Genomic DNA, 19,367 nt, shown 5'->3' with positions numbered 1-19,367 from the left:
ATCAGCGAACCTTGTAACGACGGCGGACCCGACCCAGCAACCAGAAAACCCAGGGCCACAGCAGGGGGGTGATCAGCGCCGGTTGCAGATAGGTCCAATCCACCCGAACCGCCGGGTTGTTAAGATATTCGGCCCAGAACACCACAAGGTGCAGCAGAGTGGAGAGGAACCCCACCACCAACAGCTGCTGGAACAGGGCAAAATGGCGCAGCTTCTGATATTGCAATGCCACCAGGTAGGCGACGATGGAGAAGGCCAAGCCGCGAACGCCCAGAGTCCCTCCCACCAGGATGTCCAGAAGGACCCCCAACAGACAGGCCGAAAGAATATTAAATCGATGGGGCAGGCTCAGCACCCAGTACACCACCAACAGCAGTACCCAGTCTGGCCGCCAAGCCTGCAGCAGTTGCGGCAGGGGCATCACCTGCAACAGGGTTGCGATCAGCAGGCTCAACCAGATAATACGACGACCGGAGGCGCGCTCGACGATCATAGCGTCTCCTCGTTATTCCACAGAAGCAGCAGATAGCGGATCCGATCCAGATCGGCGGTCGGCTCCGCCTTGATCAGGGCAAAGGTTTGTCCCTCGTCCCGCTCGACACTGGTGATCCGGGCAACCGGATAGCCTTCCGGAAAGCGTCCGCCCAATCCGGACGTATTCAGCAGATCCCCGACCTGTACATCAATGTTCATCGCCAGGTGGGGCACTTCCAACTCACTGCTGTGACCGCTGCCATGGGCAACGGCACGAACATCATTGCGAGCAACCCGGACGGGCACCGCGTGGGTCAGATCCGAGATCAACAACACCCGGGCATTGGTTTGGCTCACTTCCACCACCTGACCGACCACACCATTGTTGTCCAACACGGGTTGCCCCATGTAGACACCATGCAGTGCGCCCTTGTCGATCAACACCAGGTGCTTGAAGGGGTCCTGATCCACCGCCATCACCTCCGCCACCATGCGGCGGGAATCGGCGCTGGCCGGGGCCCCCAACAGGGTGCGCAGGCGCTGGTTTTCCTGCTCCAGATGCTCCATCCGCTGCAGGCGTTCGCTGATCAGCAGTTGCTCCTGCTGCAGTTGCTGGTTGCGGTTGAGCAGTTGAGTGCGGGTCGCCAGATTATCTGTGGCCGAATCGATCATCATGGACGGCAACGCCGCCAGATACTGGATCGGGCTCACCAAGGTCGCCAGGGCGGCTCGCACTGGCGTCAACTGGTTGTTGAAAATGATGAGGCCAAGAGAAAACAGTACCGCCATGGCTAGGCGGTACTGTGGTGAGAGTCCCCGAAGAAAGAAGGGCTTCATTGCCTGTTCGGATCCCGTTATTCGTCGGAGAAGAGATCACCGCCGTGCATGTCGATCATTTCCAGTGCCTTGCCGCCACCACGGGCCACACAGGTCAGCGGATCGTCAGCAACCACAACCGGAATGCCGGTCTCTTCCTGCAGCAGGCGATCCAGATCTTTCACCAGGGCACCACCACCGGTCAGCACCATGCCACGCTCGGAGATGTCGGAAGCCAGTTCCGGCGGCGACTGCTCCAGGGCCGTCATCACGGCGGACACGATGCCGGACAGTGGCTCCTGCAGCGCCTCCAGGATCTCGTTGGAGTTCAGGGTGAAGCTGCGCGGCACACCTTCTGCCAGGTTACGACCACGCACTTCAATTTCGCGCACTTCATCACCCGGATAGGCGGAGCCGATCTCATGCTTGATGCGCTCGGCCGTGGCATCGCCGATCAAGGAGCCATAGTTACGACGAACATAGTTGACGATGGCCTCGTCAAACTTGTCACCACCGACGCGAACGGAGGAGGAGTACACCACACCGTTCAGGGAGATGATGGCCACCTCTGTGGTACCACCACCGATATCCACCACCATGGAGCCGGTGGCTTCGGACACCGGCAGGCCGGCACCGATGGCGGCCGCCATCGGCTCATCGATCAGGTAAACCTCGCGGGCACCCGCACCCATGGCGGATTCGCGAATGGCACGACGCTCCACCTGAGTAGAGCCGCAAGGGACGCACACCAGCACGCGCGGGCTGGGGCGGAACACACCGTTGTTGTGCACAGACTTGATAAAGTGCTGCAGCATCTTCTCGGTGACGTAAAAATCGGCGATCACGCCGTCCTTCATGGGACGGATCGCAGTGATATTACCCGGAGTACGACCGAGCATCTGCTTGGCGTCGTGACCGACGGCCGCAACACTCTTAGGGCCGGAGGCACGCTCCTGACGGATCGCAACCACTGAGGGTTCATTCAAGACGATCCCCTGCTCTTTTACATAAATCAGGGTGTTAGCAGTACCCAAATCGATTGATAGGTCGTTAGAAAACAGACCACGAACTTTTTTAAACATGTACCAGACCCGTAAGTAGAAACTGAGGGAGAGGGGAAATTGAGCACACTTTACCAACCGGTCCGGGGTGGCACAAGCCGCATCTGCGCTCGGTTTGCGGCCCGTCATATAACGCACTCAGCGGCCAAGCCGGTGAAAAGTGCGTAAGTGGTTACTGTGCTTCGATCTCCCTTCGATAGATCACCTTGTCATGACCACGATAGCGACCAAAACTGGCTTGAGCTTTGGGGTTACATAAAGGATCTGTGCCGGTGCAGTCACTTCTGCCCCAATACCATTGCAGCCAGTGGGGGAAACCCAGCAGATATTCCAGCTGGGCCGGTGGATCCGTGACAAACCGATGGGCGGCATTCACCGTCAAACTGCCAAGGCCCTGACTCAAAGTGCCACTGCCGCTGAGACTGACCGACGCGTCGGTACTGAGCACTTCATCAGCATCAAAGCCGGTACAACTGTCCAGCGCATTGGCTCGAAAATAGCCGGCTTCGAAATGCTGGGCCAGCAGCGGCAGGGTCAGATCCTGGTTTTCCGCTCCAAACACATTGGACAAGATCAGGCGGCCGTAGCGCAGCTCGGTACCACCGACCCCGCCGATCTCATAGTCCAAGCAGTTCACGTCGTCCCAGGCGGTGCGATAGCAGATCCCATCGTCGTCCTCCAGGCCGTCGGCCTCGAAGGTGATCGACAGATCGGCGGCAAACGGTTCCGGGCCCAGGTCCAACAGGGTGGCGTCCCTTTGGTAGGCCAGTTCGACCCCGATCAGGGACAACTGGCGCCGTGCCGCATCCGGACTCACCGACCCCGATGTCGTCTCATCGATCCCGTTGGGATCCGGCTGCAGGCCCAGATCGGCATAATCACGGGGCAGGGTTGGGTTAGTGAAACGCCAGAACCCATCCCGGTAGTTCGCCGTCGCTTCCCCCTCGCGGTTTCGACCGGACAGGGTCAGCACCGGCTCCCTGAAAAAGCCCATGGGCTGAGCCAGATAGGTAAAGCCACCACAGAAGGGATCCAGCACCGGATCATTGTCCGACACCGCCAGGTAGGCGGGGGTAAAGCGCCCAATGGGCTCACTGGAGTGGTAAGAGGCCGGGATAGTGCGGCCATGGTATTCCACGTCCCCATCCAGTCCCCACTCGAACACCCCCACCTCACCGATGCGGGCAGAGACGGTCGCCTCGCCGTGATCCGCCGCGACAAAGGGCAGGCTCACCTTGCCATCGATGCTGGTCGTCGCCACCGCCCCGCCACTGGGGGCCACTACCTTAGGTGCCAGCGCCAGATCTGTGGTGGAGATAAAGTTCTGTGCCACCGGGTTGTCGGAGAAGTCGCTGTCATTGGCCTGCTGGTAACAGGCCGCCGTGACGGAGAGGTCGAACGGCTCCCCCGCCTTGGCAAACACGGGGCAGGAGGCATCGGCCGCAGAGCAGGCATCAGCCGAGGTGATATGAAAGCCCGCCGGGGCAAACACCAGATCCGTGCTGCCGCTGAGGGTGATCGTCTCCCCCGCCTCATCCCGCTGGTAACGGGCCGACAGGGTATGGGTGCCCACATCACTGTAGCGATAGGGCAGGCTCGCTTCTCCCTGGGCATCAAAGGTGAGGTTTCGCGTATCATCCGTATTAAAAGCTAGTGTCGTGCCCCCAAGGGTAAAGCTTGAACTGTCTACGGGATCGGCCGGGATCTGGGGCGCCAAGGTAAAGATCACCGTTTGGGGGCCCACCACATCAGCCAGGCAGATCCGAGGATCCGTATCACTGGTGTGGATCGCCGAGACCGTCAGAGTTTCATCGTGACAGCCTAAGGGCTGACCCGGCTCCAGCAGCAACATGCTGTCCACGACGTTAATGTCACACGCCTGCCCCGGCGCCTGTGAGCCCACCACACAATCCCAGGTGCTGCTGCCCGGTGGCAACAAGGAAACCGGCTGAGGGCCCAGGCTGCCGGACCAGAGTTTCAGGGTAAGGGTATCGTTGAACGTAACGAGGCCACCGGGGATGGCCGTGCCATCTTCATGGGTCCAGCCCGCGCTCGGACTCAGGATCACCGTGGTATCCGTCGTCAGAGGCTGGGTGCAGTTCGTATCCTGGCAGGCCTTCAGGGTCACCTCGGTGCCACGACAGGTGATCCCTTCACCGCTGTGGATCAAGCGATAGTGATTCGTGGTCACCCCGGCCGGACCGATAGCCAGATAGCCAACCTTTTCATCAAAGTGATTACGATTTGGGGATGCCGCCTGATCTTCGTCAACCACCACGGAGAAGGTCTCGGCCTCCAGCCGGCAGGTACGTGCCCATCCCCCATCGTCACCCCGACGCTCCTGCTTGTTGTGATACAGCAGCGGAGCCTCCCCGAAGGACTCGTTAAACGTATTCAGATGGGCACACTGTCCATCCGGCGAGCGATCCCCCCGACGGGTATTGTTCGACCCGAATCCGGACTCAACCACCCAGCTTTGGCCATCATGCAGGACGGTGCCACTGCCAGACACCGCCAGCCAGCCGACGGTCTCTCTTTCGGTCACTGTGATCGCGATCTGGCTGGCCTCCAGCGTCACCCTGGCGCGACCTGCGTCTCTAGGGATCGCAAAGCTAGTAAGGTAGCCGCCATTATTGTCGGTCTGTCGCTGGGTCAATACGACAGGTGTCGCCGCAAAGGCCGGAGAGAAGATCACATCCTCGTACCCCTGGTTGTCGGCATCGGAGCGTTCACCCACGTGCTGTTGGGTAATGACTTTCCCCGCCGCCAGGGTGATCCTCCCCGCCCCTTCAGCATCGTTCAGCACCAGCCTCCCCGGACTCATCACCAGGTAGGGCACCTCCAACGTCGGCTTGGCGGCCACTCGATTTCTCGGTGGCTGAACAAACTCTATGGTGGCCTGGGTGGTGGTGACATCGATCACCCTTACCGTGCCCGGGCCATCCTGGGCCGCCGGTTCGGTGATCCCCGGGGTCACGATCACCACCGGCGGCTCGCTGTAGCTTTTGCTGAACGTCAGCACCGCCTCGGCCTTGGGGTTGATGTTGCCGGTATACCCTGTGGTGGACAGGGTCAGGGTGCCGAATTCCAGCACCGGGGGAAGCGGCGTATCGCCGTTGGGGCCTCCCCGGGAGGCTGAACAATCCCCCCAGTCGGCGTTGTCCTCGGAACCGTCCGGCAGGGCACAGATGTTACCGCTGTTGCCTCCGGGGATGAAAACCCCCGTATCCGCGTCGGTGATCGACCAGAACGTCTTGTTCGACGCGTTATCTTTATTGGCATAGTTGACGTAATGCACCACGACATCGTTCGCGTTGCCGCCATTTATTGCCGGTGCGGTCAGCAAGACCTCGCCATTCACGTTGTCGAGTGTCACGCTGTCAATGATCAGGAAACTGCCTGCCGCCTGTACGCCACTCCCTCCCGGTATATTGGCCAAGTTGAGAACCTGACTGGCCGCACTGTGAACGCCCTTGGCCGACCAGCTCAGCGTCCAGCCCGTTACATCAACGGCATTGGGGAAATAGAGCTCCACATAGCTGTCATCGTGGCTGATCTCATTGATCTTCGCCGCTAAACGATATGTCGGATGGGAGCCCAGCACCACGGCCGCATAAGCCCCCCCACTCAGCCAAAGCCAGCAACCCGCGAGGACCCATCGCCAATTAATCATACGCCAGCACCTCCACCACTCGACGGGCCTGGTAGGCATCCGCCCCGCAGCTGGCGTCCGCGCCGATCACGAAGCGGTGCTGGGCATCGTCATCGGCCAGGGCGGGACGATGCTCACACCGAAGCGCCACGGTGCAGCCATACAGGGCACCATCGCCCACCGATGGCAGACCACTGCCTTCGGACAGCTCGGTGGTATCCACCACACCACAGGCAACAACGGCACTCTCCGCCAACACACCGCGATTGAGTGTGCGAGCCAGGCCAAACTCCACGCCACTCTGGGCCGCCGCCCAGGCCCGGGTTCGGCTTACCTCCAGCCCCACATTGTCCGCCTCCTGGCCCAGCATCTGCAGCAGAGCCGCCCCCATCAGCAGCATCACGGTCATCACGAAGACCGCCAGGATCAGGGCCGAGCCTTGCTGGCGAGCGCGTAAAAGCGGGTTAGAGGCCCGAGGCTTAAGGTACATTTTCAAGCTGTACCTCCTGGACAAAGCGCAGATCCTGCCCATCCTCTTCGAGCCACCACTGCAGCCGCACCGTGCTGTTGCGCTGCTGAGCCGGGGCCGCCTGGGCAAAGGGGCACTGAGCATTGCCCGAGGCACCGGCATTACAGGCGACCAGATCATTGCGCAATCCTTGGGCCATCAGGGCGACGCTGCCATCGGGTGCCGTGCGCTGCAGTGCCCTCCCGGACAGGCACCACTGCACCGCCCCGTCGACCAGGTAGTAACGTCGCCCGGGAGAATAGGATTGTTGGGCCAAGGGGAAGTCCAGGCTGAACAGCGCCTCTGTGCCGTCACTGGTCACGGAGATCCCCCGTCGATGCTCGGCATAACCCGCCAGCAGCAACAGCTCCAGACCGTCACAGCCCGTGCAATCGGTGCCGGTACAGCAGGCAGGGGGATAGGCCCTAAGGGTGGAGGGATCGGTCGCCACAGGGGCCGCCAGGTAACGCTCCGAATGCAAGAACGGGGTAAAACTCAGGCAACTCTGACCGCCGCTGTTGTCGATTTCCAACGTCCCCGGCACCGCATCGCGCAGCTCCCGGCTCAGCCGCTGGGCGGCGTAGCGCACCTCGCCCAGGTTCTGCTGCCAACCCTGGCTGTTGACGTAGATCTCCGTCCCCCGAGTGATAAAGCCCGTGGTACCTATGGCCAGGATCGCCAGCAACAGGATCACCAGCACCAGCTCCACCAGGGTAAAGCCCCGCTCAGGAGCCAAAGCGCGAGCGGTGCGGGCCATCAGTAGTTGCCCCGCAACTGACGGAAAGCAAAGGTTTCGCCATCGGGGGCCGTTACCGTCACATCGATCCGCTTGCCGCCACCCAGCCAGTCGGCGGGCACGTCACAGCGGATCGCGATTGCTAGTCCAAACCCGGCATAGTCCTCGCCGGGGAACAGCTGCTGCGCCGCCCCACGGAAGCCATCGAAGCGATCCAGCAGGGTCCAGCTGGTGGGATCACTGGGATCCGCCGCACTGCGCCAGCACACGCCGGAGGGATCGGGATCCACCACCGGATCCGGGCAGCACTGCAGACTCGCCACCGGCCCCCCCCCATCCGGGGTAGCGATATCCAGCCGTCGCCCCGCCAACTCCGCCAGCACCGCCTGGCCCAACTGCCCCGCCCGGGCCCGCTGGACCCCCATGGCTGAGCGCTCGGCCAGGGGAAACAACAGGGTGATCAACATCGTCAGGGCGATGGCCAGCACCACCATGCCCACCACCAGCTCCACCAGGGTAAAACCCCACGGGCGATGTCTCGCGCCGAGTGTGGACTCAGGAGCGGAGCCATGGGATGCAGATAAGTTGGGCTTAGGGGTGGGCCTGGCCTTAAAGCCAGCGGGGACACTAGCAGGCATGGATGTAACCCTCCCCTTCGAGGCAGATCGCCGCCGAGTCTGCCCCCTGCAGCTGCAGGGTGCAGCCGCCGGCACAGGCCCCGGCAGGACGCCCCAGTGCATCCAGCGTCAGGCTGAAGCTGTCATTGCCATCAAGGGAGACGCTGACGCCCTTAAGATCATAAGGCCGCTGGAATTCCAGGTTCTCGCTGCGGCACGCCCCATCCAGCACGAACTCGCTGGGACTCACCATCAAGCTACAACCGCGCAGCGGATCCGCCAGGCGAAACTGCTGCAGCGACCGCAGCTGGCCCAGCAGGGTATCCCGGGCCAGTTGGGTCTGAAACGCCGAGGGCCCCAGCAGACGTGGGGCCGCGGTGATCGAGAGCACGGCGATCAGCAGGATCACCGTGACCAGTTCGATCAGGGTGAAGCCCCTGCGACTAGGAGCCATGGTCTCCCCTTTAAGTCAAACTAGCATCCACCGTTTACCGTGAGATAGCTTGGAGGGTTACTCGCCGTCGCTGGGGTATAGATCAAGTGACAACTGTCATCTCCACTTACTGTGGCAGCGCTAGCATAATTGGAACCTACTTGATAAATGTGCGCCGCAGCACCATTTAAGACGACTGTCCATTCAGTATCAGCCAGCTCTGCAGCAAACCGAATTGCTGCGGCGTCAAGTGGAACTGAACCATACTTAGCGGCTACCGTTCCACCTGTAACCTCCACTGGGCAATCCCCGTCAGGCGAAGTAGCTGAGCAATCTTCCCCCTCGAGCCCTTCGATTGCGGCCTTAGCATAAATAAGGCTATTCGCCCCCTGTAGCGCGCCCTTGGCCCCCTGTAATGCTGCCGCCCGCGCATCGCTCTGCAAGTTGATAAACTTGGGTGCGGCGGTCACCGCCAGAATGCCCAGGATGATGATCACCACCACCAGTTCGATCAGGGTAAAGCCTTGTTGTCTCTTCATTCTTCTCTTCCTTATCTCTCAGAACCACTACAGATAAATGCTTTAAATCAAGCTCCTAGGAGCCCTCACTCAATTGCTGAAGCTGACCACCTGGCCGCTGGCCGGGTTGTAGGTAAAGCCCTTACCATCGCTTGGCGTGGCACTGCCGGGCACCCCATTGCCATTGAGGTTCAGGGTGGAGGTCAGGTGGAAAACGCAGAGATCCACGTTGGCCACCGTGCTGCCATCGGGCGCGGTCACGCTGCCACCTGTACCATCTTCGACGCCGACGGCGTAACGGGCCTCACGGGCATCGGCGTTAGCCAGTGCCGAGGTGGGTGGGCTCTGCAGGATGGCGTTAAAGGCCTCCCGGCAGGCAACCCGGCTCATGGCATTGGCGGCCGCCCCCCCCGAGGGGTAACCAAACTGGTTTACTGCCAGGGGCACTCCGTCCAGGGTCGTGGTCCCAGCCGGACGCCCTTCCACTTCCCAGTTGGCCCGGACGATCCCCACCGCCGAGGCAAAGCCGCCGCCAACGCCCTCCGACGCCGCCCGCTCCGCCTCATCGGTCACATCGAGGAATCGGGGCAGGGCCACCGCGGCAAGCAGTCCCAGGATCACGATCACGATCACCAGCTCGACAAAGGTAAAACCACTCTGTTTTGCTCTCATCCGCTCCTCTCCATGGTCATCAAAACCGTACTGACATTCATTCATTTCGCCATCCCCCTCACAAGGGAGATTAAGTTACTGATACGTTCGCACAAAGTTGCACGGTGCACCAGCCCAGGAGACAAAATGTTGTCACCGTCAGAAGGGTGACAACAAAACACTGCCGGTTGCCGGTACGTACACCAGCCTCGCCCCGCCCTGCAGGCGAAACACGCAGTCACCGTCGTCCATTACCGAGGACACCAGCCAGCTTTGGGCGGGCGTCCCCATAAGGCTTCGCCACAATTGCGTACACCCCGCTATGGACTGGGGCTGGGGCTGGGGCCAACCCCGTTCCAGCCGAAGCCGCTCCCGGGTGCCATCCGGCGACATCCAGTCCAACGCCTGCCCGTCGGCGGGCGGCGTCTGCAACAACCACCAACCTCGAACACTGTCCAGGGAATCGAGGAAGCGCTGCTGTGCGAGTTCAGGCACGATCCCCACCGCAGGATCATGGGCCAAGCGGGACAGGGGCAGCATCAGCAGCACCAGGACCAGACTCACTCCGGCCAAGCGCAGGAGGCCAAGGGGCAGCGCAGACGCTCCCGTCCTAGCGTCCCTGGACCGCATTGAGCATGTCCCACATCGGCAGGTAGATCCCCAGGGCCAGCACCACCACGATCCCCGCCACGATGATCATCAGGATCGGTTCGATCTTGGCGGTCATCGCCTTGAGTTCGTAATCCACTTCCCGGTCGTAAAATTCCGCCATATCGTCCAACAGCTCATCGGTACGGCCCGTCTCCTCCCCCACCGCCAGCATCTGCAGCACCAGGGGAGTAAAGAGTTCGCTCGACCCCGCCGCCCGCCGCAGGCTCTCCCCCTGCTCGATACTGCGGCGCATCTCGACGATGCGTGCCCCCATATGGCGGTTGTCCACGGCCTCGGCCACCAGCTGCAATGACTGGTTGATGGGCACCCCGCCCCGCAACATCATCGACAGGCTGCGGCCAAAGCGGCTCAGGGTCGCCCGCTGGATCAAGGTCCCCACCAGGGGGAGTTTCAGCTTGAGCCGATCCCAGCGCAGGGCCCCTTGGTCGCTGCGGACGTACCAGAGCCCCCAACCCACGGCGAGCAGGCTGCCCAACAACATCAGGGGCCAGTAATGAACAAACAGCTCGGAAGTGCCGATCAGGATCCGAGTGGGCAGGGGCAACTCGGCATTGAAGCGGGCAAACATCTGGGCGAACTTGGGGATCACCATAAGGTTTAACACCACCATGGCCACGGCGATCACCATCAAAACCATCACGGGATAACGCATCGCCGCACTGAGTCGGCGGCGGGTGTCCTGCTCCGTCTCCAGATGGTGATAAAGGTGCTCAAACGCCTGATCCAGGTTTCCCGTATTCTCCCCCACATGCACCATGGCCACGTACATCTGGGAGAACACCTTGGGATGAGAGCTCATGGCGCTGGAAAGGGGCCGTCCTGAGACCAGCTGCTCCTGCAAGTCCAACAGGGTGGCCCGCATCCTGGGGTGGCTCTGCCCCTGTGCCAGCCCGCCCAGGGACTGCAGCAGAGGGATCCCGGAGCGCATCAGGGACTGCATCTGACGGGTGAACAACATCAGCACGGACAGGGGGATCTTCGGCTGCAATGCGGCGCGCCAGTCCAGCGACACGCGCGCGCTAAAGGCCTCCAGAGACAAGGGGACTATCCCCCGGCGCTGCAGCTGTTCGGCCGCGGCCTCCGAGCTGGATGCCTCCAGTTCCCCTCTGGCCAACGCCCCTTGAGGATCCCGTCCGGTATAGCGGTAACGGGGCATGCTCAGCCCTCCTCACCATCGTGGGATGACAACAGCCGCTCACTCAGGCTCTGGCCCGGCTCGGTGACATCTTCGGCCAGCCGCATCGCCTCCTCCAGGGTGGTGATCCCGGCCACGGCATAATCTAAAGCGGCCAACGCCAGGGGTCGGAATCCCCTATGGCGCCGCGCCACCTGGGCAAAATGACGAGGATCCCCCTGCAGCAGCGCCTCCACCAAAGCATCATCGAACTCGAGCAACTCAAACACCCCGATCCGCCCCTGGAAGCCGGTCTGGTGGCAACGACGACAGCCCTGGCCTCGATGGAAGGTGGCAGAAGCCAGCTGCTCACCCCCAACATGGCTCAGCCAGGCCTGCTGCCCCGGCGTCGGCACCGCTTCGACCTCACAGTGATAGCAAACCCGTCGCACCAGGCGCTGGGCCACCACGGCACGCAAGGCACTGGCTACCAGGTAGGGCGCCGCCCCCATATCGATCAGGCGCAGGGTGGAGCTGATGGCATCGTTGGTGTGCAGGGTCGACAACACCAGATGGCCGGTCAGGGCGCCCCGCAGGCCGATCTCCACGGTTTCCTGATCCCGCATCTCCCCCACCATGATGATGTCCGGATCCTGACGCAGGGCGGTGCGCAGCACGGTGGCAAAGTTCAGATCAATCTTGTTGTTTACCTGGACCTGGCTGATCCGGGGCAGACGATACTCCACCGGATCTTCCACCGTGATGATCTTGTTGCTGGCCTGGTTCAGTTCATTGAGCAAGCCATAGAGGGAAGTGGTCTTCCCCGAGCCCGTGGGGCCTGTGATCAACAGCATGCCATGGGGGCGCCGGATCTGGGCCCGCAAACGCTCGAGGATCGCCTCGGGCATCCCGGTCTTTTCCAGCTGCAACAGGCCCATGGAGTGATCCAGCAAACGCATCACCACGGACTCTCCATGCTGGGTTGGCATGGTGGAAACCCGCACATCGATCTCATGGCCCTTCACCGTGGCCTGGAAACGACCATCCTGAGGCAGGCGTTTTTCCGAGATATCCAGCCCGGCCATCAGCTTGATCCGCAACACCAGGGCTGCGGCGACCCGGTACTCCTCCAGGGTATTTTCCATCAACTGACCATCAACCCGGTAGCGGATCCTCAGCACCTTGTCATCGGGCTCGATATGAATATCCGAGGCCCGCACCTGCACCGCATCGTCGAAAATCGACTGCAGCAGACGCACCACCGCGGCCTCTTTATCGTCCGCACTGCCCAGCAGGGAGGAGAGGCTGAAATCCTGTGACTCGCCGTATTGCTCCTGCAACTCACCAGCGATGGAAACAATCTTGTCGGTATGACGATAAAGATGATCGAAGGCATCCACCAGCTGATCTTCGGTGGCCACAGCCAGCTTGATCTCCCTGGGCGCCAACAGGGCCTCCAGGGTATCCAGGGCGGCCAGATCCGCCGGATCACTCATCGCCAGGGTCACACTCTCGTGATCCGCCGCCACCACGAGCGCCCGGTAACGACGGGCATGCACCTCGGGCAACAGGGCCACCTGCTCCTCAGCAATATGCTGGCGACTGAGATCCAGGAAGGGGATCTTCATCTGCTGAGCAAGAAACTCCAACAACTGAAACTCGCTGATCAGCTTGAGCTCCACCAGGGTCTTGCCCAACTTTCGGCCGCTGTGTTTCTGGGCCTCCAGCGCCCGTTGCAGATCCGGCCTGCTCAACACCCCTTCGTCGACCAGAAGATCCCCCAACCGGCGCTTTAACTTGATATTCACCGCTCCCCTCCCATTACACTCAGACGCTGTCGCGCGTACTGCACCGCTTCCATCGACAGCCCAGGGCTGCTCAGTGCCTGACGATACGCCTGCTGGGCCATCGCCCCATCGCCGTGATGTTCCAGGCTGTAGCCCAGCCCCAACCACCAGTGTCCACGGGGCGTAACCGAAGACTGTTGCAACAACCAGCGCCAGTCCTCAATAGCCTGGGTGTGCTGGCCCATCTGCTGCGCCAGGGCTGCCCTTTGGCTGCGCCGACTGGGATCGATCGCCAAGCTGGCGCTGTGCGCCAACCAGGTATTTGCCTCAACCTCATTGCCCGCCCCCCAGTACCACTGGGCCAAGGCCAGGGCATAACCCGCCTGTTGCGGGGCATAGGTCAACGCCTTGAGCCACAGCTCGGGTCGTTGAGCCTGGGGATGAGCCTCGATCCAGGCATAACGCGCCTCGTGATGCAGCGGATCCCAGGCCAGGATCTGACCCAGTTGCGACTGGGCCGTGCCCAGCTCGATGCGTCGACGCCGCTGGGCGTCATCCAATGCCTGCCAGCTCTGCCAGGCCCTTGCCGCTCGCTGCGTATCACTCAGGGGGGTCGGCTTGACCGCAAGCGAAGCCGCAGTACTGGAAGCCTCGAGTGTTGAGGAAGGCTCGGGGGAAAGCTCCGGGGAGGGCTCAGATAAAGGGCGAAGTGCGGCGGTCGTGGAAAGCGTCTTCGGCTCTATCGGCCCGTCGGCTCCATCCGGCACAGGCCCGGCTTGTCCCCTTGCGGGGATGAGAGCCGGCGCTTCAACGGCTTCGGACTCACTCCCTGCTGAGGCCAAAGCCTCGGCATCGAACTCGATGCCGGCCGGTGTCTGATCAGGACCTATTGCTTGAGAGTGCCGCCCCGCTTCGGGAAGCCGATCCGGGCCGAGGGCACCAGAGGGCGCGGCCGTCTCATTGATGACAGGTGCTCCCTCAATGCCAGAATGCCGTGCCGCGATCCCTGCCGACTCCGTGGGGAAGACGAGCGGGGCCAGCCAGCCCTGGATCAAGGGCCACCAGATCCAGGCCAACAGGGGCAGGAGCAGTAACGCCCAGGGCCAAATCATGCGTCGTCGCCCCTTGACTGCGTTAGCCCGTGGGATCTGAGCAGGGATCCCATCCTGCCCCCTCTGTTCAAGCCTTTTCAATGCCTGGTTTATCACACTCATGGCCCGGCACCTCCAGTCCAACGCAGGCCCAGTCCCACCACCACCAGCACCAGCAACAGCCCCAGTCCCAGCTCCCTGACATGCGCCAAGCCAAACCATCTCAGTGGGCGGGCCGCCTCGGTATCCGCCACGGCCCGACGCAGATGAGCACGAACAGGGCGGCACACATTGTCGCCATAGGCCAGCAGCAGGACTTTATGCGCCAGGACATTGAGCAACCGGGGAACACCGCCACTGGCCAGCCACATCTGACGACACAATCCCTGGCTCAGCAGAGGCTCGCCTCGGTAACCGGCGATCCGTATCCTGTGGTTGAGATAGTCATAACACTCCTGCACACAGAGCCCGCGCAGGGTATAGGAGAAGGTGATGCGCTGGCGCAACTGGCGTAACTGAGGCCGCGCCAGGCGCTGATCCAACTCGGGTTGACCGAACAACACCAGGTGCATCAATTTAAAGGTTTCTGTCTCCAGGTTGGACAACAGACGCAGCGCCTCCAATGTCTCATCGGAGAGGGCCTGGGCTTCATCCAGGATCAACACCACGGGACGATTGGCCATGGCACTGGCCATCAGGCATTCGCCGATCCGGGCATTGAGCTGATCCTCTCCCCCATCCACCGTCAGCCCCAACTCGGTCGCCAGGGCTTGGCGCATCTCTCGGGGATCCAGGGTGGGATTCGGCAGGTAGGCGATCTGGTATTGCCCATCCAGTTCATTGATCAACTTTCTGCACAACAGGGTCTTGCCCGTGCCCACTTCGCCGGTCACCTTGATAAACCCCTCCCCCACCGCCAGGGCCGTATGCAGCACCTGAAGGGCCTCCTGATGGGGCTGCAGATCGCAATAAAACTGCGTATTGGGCGTCAGGGTGAATGGCAGTCGGTTCAGACCGAAGTGGTACAAATACATCCTTTAATTCGCATCCTTGTCCATCATGACTTCGACCAAATTGACTGCTGAGGGCGTCCGAGATCCTAGGGATAAAACCTAGGCTCGAGGAAAGCGCCCAGGTTCTAGTAGTTAATGCCTAGTAACTTTTACGGATACCAGTCATCCAGGGTATTGGCACTGCGACGCAACTGTTGATCCCAGGTATTGGGCTCCACCACCACGGGCCGCAGCAAGATCACCAGCTCGGTCTTGCTCGTGAAGTTGGAACGGTTGGTAAACAGCTCCCCTAGAATCGGGATATGACCCAGCAGAGGCACTCGGGATTCGGTCTGCTCCTTGATTGTCTTCATCAGGCCGCCGATCACCACCACATCACCACTTCGCGCCCGGATCAGGGTATCGGTTTCACGGATCTGGCTCTGTGCCAGGGGCAGAGACAGCTCGTCCCCAGTCACAGTGATCACCTTGGTCTGCTCAGAGATCTCGGTGACCGAGGGGTGCACATGCAGCAATACATCGCCCCCTTCGCCGATCTGTGGCGTCACATCCAGGGCAATCCCGGAGAAGAAGGGGGTCAGCTCCACATCTGGTGTGGTCACCGGGGTGGTAGACGCTACCGTGGTGCTGCTCACGTCGGTGACGAAGTACTCGTCGGTGCCAACCTTGATCACCGCCTTTTGGTTGTTGATCGCCGTCACTCTGGGGCTGGAGAGGGTATCCACGTCCCCCTGGGTATCGAGCAGGGTCACCACGGCGCTGAAATCCGTGCCGGTAAAACTCAGGCCCATCAAGCCCCCGATGGCATCTGTGATGGGATCACCAAAATTACCGGCCGTGGTGTTGCCACTGACGGTCACGCGACCGCCACTGGCCATGGTGCCAATGATCCCATCCCATTCGATCCCCTGCTGATAGCCGTCGCTGAGGCGCACCTCCAGGATCCGGGCCTCCAGCACCACCTGACGGGAAAGGTTCTGCTGGGCTCGCTGGAGGAAACGCTCCACCTGGCGCAGCTCATCCGGATAGGCCTGAACTGTGACCAGCCCTGCCTGGGGCAGGGCCAATACGGAGCGACCCTCACCACTGCCGATCATCCGTGCCAGCAGGGCCTCGAGCTGCTTCCAGAAATCGGTTTCGGTGCGTGTCTCGATAAAGGTGCCGTTGTTGAGGTTGGACTGGCCGCCATTCCTATTGCTGCCCTGCCGGTTACCACTCTGACGGGTGTCACTGTCCGTTTGACGCAGATTACCACCTCGCTCCTGATCGCTGATCCGGCCTGCATTGACCGTGGTCAAACTCACCCCATTGCGCTGCATCAGCAGATAATCCACAGGGAAAGTTTCACTGCGTAAGCCCGCCGGGTAAACCTGCAACACCCGTCCCTGGCGCCGAACGTCGTAGCCGTAGAGATCCCGTACCGTTTCCAGCACCTCCTCGAGGGTGACCGCCCTCAGGTTTAACGAGATCTTCCCGCTCACGCCGGGATGCACGGCCACATTGTCCCCGCTGTCTTTCACCAGGCTGGCGAAAAACAGCTGAGCATCCACCCCATTGGCGGCCACGTCGATCAAGGGGCCTCGTGGACGCTCGGGGGCGGCAAGGATCGGCGCACTTAACGCCTGTTGCACAGCCCCGGGTAATGGGGGAGGCGGCGTTGTCGCCGATGGTTCCATCGCTTCCTGCAATGCCTGCTTGCTCTGAGCCGGTGCCGGACGGTCGCTGGGCAGGTTTTGACACCCCGCCAGTACCAGCACCATTCCCAGGCTGATGCCAAGCCATCCCTGCCTTATTCCCATTGGCCCTCCTGGCTCAATTGACTCAGATCGGGAAACAGTCGCAGCACGCGACCGTCGCTCAACAGCACCCGATCCGGATAAATCGTTTGGATCCTCTTTCCTCCCCAGGGATCGCCCTCCCTCAGGGTTTGCCCGCCGATCACGACCAGTTTCTGACCGTTCTGGATCAGGATCGACTGCAGCGGCCCTTCTGCCCTTACCGTTTCGGCGGTAGGACGGTGCCAGTCAGGTGGCTCGGTGGGATCGATCCCCACCCGTAACTCAGTGGCGCTGGCGGGAAACGCCAGCATCAGCAGTATGATCATGGCCCACACGGATCGGTTCCTCCTCGGTTCCCAGGGTATCGAGCTGCAACTGCAGTCGCGCCCTGGGATAGTTCTGTACCCGGTAACTGAGCGTACGCCAGTAAAAACGCTGTTCCATCTGCTCCATGCGCCGAAGAGCGGCCATCAATTCGAAATACCCTCCCTCCAGCTCCAACAGGACTCCATGCCGGTAAAGCCCCCCCTCCGGAAGCAGGGCTTCACTGGGCAGGATCTCCAGCCGGATCAGGCTGACCTCCTTGGCCTGCCCCAATAAAGCGGCAAGAGAGCCCGCCATCTGCTCGGGCAGAACCAGGTCCACCAGATCCCGTTCCAGCTCCGTGCGGAGTTGGGCCAGCTGACGCTCAACCTGCACCAACTCCTGCTGCAATGCCCGGTCAGGATCTTGGGCCAGCTGGGCACGGATCTGAGCCAGCTGCGTGTCCAGCTGATCGTTATCCTGCTCAGCATGGCGCGCCCGCTCCTCGGCACGCTGCGTCGCGATTCGGATGGGATCCACAAACAGGCTGAAACCCACCAGGATGATGCTGACCCAAACGGCGATGGCGATCAGCCCCCGCTCCCGCCGGCTCAACAAGGCAAAGCGCTCCTGCAACAGCAACCAGGCCCTCATAAGTTGCCTCCGCCTTCCTGCGGTGAGGCGACCAGGCCGTGGCCCGCCACAAACTGCACCGGTCCATCACCGCCCCCTTCTATCACCAGCTGGCTCAGCACTCGCCCCTTTAACGAGGGCTGACTGCCCAGTCGATCGATCCAGGCCGGTACCGCCGCAGCCTGACGTGCCTCGCCCTGCAGCCTCAATTCGGCACTGGCCACATCAAATTGCTGCAACCAGACATCGCGGTTGGCACTGCCGGACAGATCCTGCATCAGGTTGGAAAAGCCTGGCTGGATCAACAATTCATCCTGCTCTAACAGAACCACCAGACGCTTCATTCCCGCCAGCTTGGCCCGGCTCTGAGCCAGGCTGTCCTGCAATGACGCACTGGGTTGGTGCTCTGCCAGGGCACGGGTGCCCTCGGCCAACTGTTGGGACAAGCCCTGCTGGCGTTGCTGGCTTTCGGCCAGCTTTGCCTGCGCCTGCTGACGCTGACTCACGAGTTGGTGACTCACCAAGGTCAATCCCAAGACCAGCAGCACGGCAACCAACAGGGTCCGCCCCAGGCTCAGCCTGGGCTTAGGAGGCAACATGGCAGGTTCGAACAGATTAATGCGTGTCTTCATCGTCCCCCCGCGCCATGGCGGCGGCATAAGCCATCACCCCGTAAGGATCCCGCTCGGCATCCGTCAAACACTGGATCGGCAAACCCAGGGCCTGTTCCAGCAGGGGCGACAATACCTGTTGCTGGGCAAATGGCAGCAGGAGTGTAACCCCCTGAGCGGGGGCAAGACGGAGCTGACGTTCCAGATAATCCATGGAGCGTTGCAACTCCAGCAACAGGGCATCGAACAGGCCCTGCTGCAGTTCCTCGGCGCTCAAGTCGGGTAAATGGTTGAATCCACGTATATTCCGTGTCAACAGCAGGCGCCCGGCCTGTGCCAACATCAGTTTTAGTGGCTGGTTGGGCAAGTGCCAGAGGATCACATGGGGCTGAGGCTGGAGAGGAAGCAGATCCAGCAGGGCAAGCTCTTCGATGGTCACGAAGTCCAGGCGCAGATCCGCCCTATCCGCCTGACGGACCCATTCACCCAACGGTTTGGCATGGGTAACGACCACCTGGATCTTGTGACTGTCCGCCGGTTGAACCGGTAACTGAACGTAATCCAGACGAAGATCTTCCAAGGGGATCCCGCATAACTGGTGGGCGGGGAAACGCAGCGCCTGTGCCTGCTCCGGCTCGCCGATACCAGCGATGGGATCCATCAGCAGCAGACGATAGTGCTCGCCGGTGAGTACCAGCTGAATGCGGGCCTGCCCCAAGCGCTTGCCCGCCTTCGCCCATGCAGAGGCGTCATTCAATTCCAGGTTGAAATCGTCCTGCGGTCCGGAGATCCTCAGACGCTCCCCGGCCATCAAACAGGCGCCGACCAGTGGACGGGCCCCTTTCCTAATTCCTGTCAGCACCGTGTGTCCTTCACTTAACGAGATGGCTCCACAGCAA

Annotated in this window: 20 protein-coding genes; all 20 read right to left on the bottom strand. The window is 61.4% G+C overall.

Features of this window, described 5'->3' with window-relative positions; all coding sequences use genetic code 11:
• Position 1: 1 nt before the first annotated feature.
• The 20 genes from mreD to AC2D8U_RS14130 all read right to left on the bottom strand — a co-directional run bounded on the left by mreD (position 2) and on the right by AC2D8U_RS14130 (position 19,330).
• A complete protein-coding gene (mreD, locus tag AC2D8U_RS14225) occupies positions 2-493 on the bottom strand; it encodes a rod shape-determining protein MreD (RefSeq protein WP_484619733.1) in 492 nt (163 codons plus the stop codon).
• Positions 490-1,311, bottom strand: coding sequence for a rod shape-determining protein MreC (mreC, locus tag AC2D8U_RS14220; RefSeq protein WP_484619732.1), 822 nt, complete (start codon positions 1,309-1,311; stop codon positions 490-492). Before mreC ends, mreD begins: the two co-directional genes overlap by 4 nt.
• Positions 1,312-1,328: 17 nt before the next feature.
• A complete protein-coding gene (locus AC2D8U_RS14215) occupies positions 1,329-2,372 on the bottom strand; it encodes a rod shape-determining protein (protein WP_484619731.1) in 1,044 nt (347 codons plus the stop codon).
• Between the two features lie 151 nt (positions 2,373-2,523).
• Positions 2,524-6,024: a DUF6701 domain-containing protein gene (locus AC2D8U_RS14210; protein WP_484619730.1), complete on the bottom strand. Its 3,501-nt coding sequence runs from the start codon at positions 6,022-6,024 to the stop codon at positions 2,524-2,526.
• Positions 6,017-6,499 (bottom strand): pilus assembly PilX family protein, encoded by a 483-nt coding sequence (locus tag AC2D8U_RS14205; RefSeq protein WP_484619729.1) that lies wholly within the window; start codon positions 6,497-6,499, stop codon positions 6,017-6,019. The genes AC2D8U_RS14210 and AC2D8U_RS14205 overlap by 8 nt, the downstream gene beginning before the upstream one ends.
• Complete coding sequence (locus tag AC2D8U_RS14200; protein ID WP_484619728.1) at positions 6,483-7,268, bottom strand: prepilin-type N-terminal cleavage/methylation domain-containing protein; 786 nt, start codon at positions 7,266-7,268, stop codon at positions 6,483-6,485. The genes AC2D8U_RS14205 and AC2D8U_RS14200 overlap by 17 nt, the downstream gene beginning before the upstream one ends.
• Positions 7,268-7,885 (bottom strand): hypothetical protein, encoded by a 618-nt coding sequence (locus tag AC2D8U_RS14195; RefSeq protein ID WP_484619727.1) that lies wholly within the window; start codon positions 7,883-7,885, stop codon positions 7,268-7,270. Before AC2D8U_RS14195 ends, AC2D8U_RS14200 begins: the two co-directional genes overlap by 1 nt.
• Positions 7,875-8,318, bottom strand: a complete 444-nt coding sequence (locus tag AC2D8U_RS14190; RefSeq protein ID WP_484619726.1) for a type II secretion system protein — start codon at positions 8,316-8,318, stop codon at positions 7,875-7,877. Before AC2D8U_RS14190 ends, AC2D8U_RS14195 begins: the two co-directional genes overlap by 11 nt.
• Before the next feature lie 20 nt (positions 8,319-8,338).
• The gene (locus tag AC2D8U_RS14185) at positions 8,339-8,836 is read right to left on the bottom strand and encodes a type II secretion system protein (protein WP_484619725.1); all 498 of its coding nucleotides are present in this window, start codon (positions 8,834-8,836) and stop codon (positions 8,339-8,341) included.
• Between the two features lie 69 nt (positions 8,837-8,905).
• On the bottom strand, positions 8,906-9,487 hold the full coding sequence (locus AC2D8U_RS14180; RefSeq protein ID WP_484619724.1) for a type II secretion system protein: 582 nt from the start codon (positions 9,485-9,487) through the stop codon (positions 8,906-8,908).
• A gap of 138 nt (positions 9,488-9,625) precedes the next feature.
• The gene (locus tag AC2D8U_RS14175; protein ID WP_484619723.1) at positions 9,626-10,096 is read right to left on the bottom strand and encodes a hypothetical protein; all 471 of its coding nucleotides are present in this window, start codon (positions 10,094-10,096) and stop codon (positions 9,626-9,628) included.
• Entirely contained in the window at positions 10,077-11,294 is a 1,218-nt protein-coding gene (locus tag AC2D8U_RS14170; protein WP_484619722.1) for a type II secretion system F family protein, read from the bottom strand. The genes AC2D8U_RS14175 and AC2D8U_RS14170 overlap by 20 nt, the downstream gene beginning before the upstream one ends.
• 2 nt (positions 11,295-11,296) lie before the next feature.
• Entirely contained in the window at positions 11,297-13,060 is a 1,764-nt protein-coding gene (locus AC2D8U_RS14165) for a GspE/PulE family protein (protein WP_484619721.1), read from the bottom strand.
• Positions 13,057-14,253 (bottom strand): tetratricopeptide repeat protein, encoded by a 1,197-nt coding sequence (locus AC2D8U_RS14160; RefSeq protein WP_484619720.1) that lies wholly within the window; start codon positions 14,251-14,253, stop codon positions 13,057-13,059. The genes AC2D8U_RS14165 and AC2D8U_RS14160 overlap by 4 nt, the downstream gene beginning before the upstream one ends.
• A complete protein-coding gene (locus AC2D8U_RS14155) occupies positions 14,250-15,164 on the bottom strand; it encodes an ExeA family protein (RefSeq protein ID WP_484619719.1) in 915 nt (304 codons plus the stop codon). Before AC2D8U_RS14155 ends, AC2D8U_RS14160 begins: the two co-directional genes overlap by 4 nt.
• Positions 15,165-15,292: 128 nt before the next feature.
• On the bottom strand, positions 15,293-16,942 hold the full coding sequence (gene mshL, locus AC2D8U_RS14150) for a pilus (MSHA type) biogenesis protein MshL (protein ID WP_484619718.1): 1,650 nt from the start codon (positions 16,940-16,942) through the stop codon (positions 15,293-15,295).
• Positions 16,933-17,247, bottom strand: a complete 315-nt coding sequence (locus AC2D8U_RS14145; RefSeq protein ID WP_484619717.1) for a hypothetical protein — start codon at positions 17,245-17,247, stop codon at positions 16,933-16,935. The genes mshL and AC2D8U_RS14145 overlap by 10 nt, the downstream gene beginning before the upstream one ends.
• The gene (gene gspM / locus AC2D8U_RS14140; protein ID WP_484619716.1) at positions 17,204-17,878 is read right to left on the bottom strand and encodes a type II secretion system protein GspM; all 675 of its coding nucleotides are present in this window, start codon (positions 17,876-17,878) and stop codon (positions 17,204-17,206) included. Before gspM ends, AC2D8U_RS14145 begins: the two co-directional genes overlap by 44 nt.
• Positions 17,875-18,489, bottom strand: coding sequence for a PilN domain-containing protein (locus tag AC2D8U_RS14135; protein ID WP_484619715.1), 615 nt, complete (start codon positions 18,487-18,489; stop codon positions 17,875-17,877). The genes gspM and AC2D8U_RS14135 overlap by 4 nt, the downstream gene beginning before the upstream one ends.
• Complete coding sequence (locus AC2D8U_RS14130) at positions 18,473-19,330, bottom strand: type IV pilus biogenesis protein PilM (RefSeq protein WP_484619714.1); 858 nt, start codon at positions 19,328-19,330, stop codon at positions 18,473-18,475. The genes AC2D8U_RS14135 and AC2D8U_RS14130 overlap by 17 nt, the downstream gene beginning before the upstream one ends.
• Positions 19,331-19,367 lie beyond the last annotated feature (37 nt).

It is taken from the genome of Ferrimonas sp. YIN67 (genome assembly GCF_057219095.1).
Note: the sequence above shows the minus strand (reverse complement) of the source record. Positions and strands in the feature narration are given on the sequence as shown.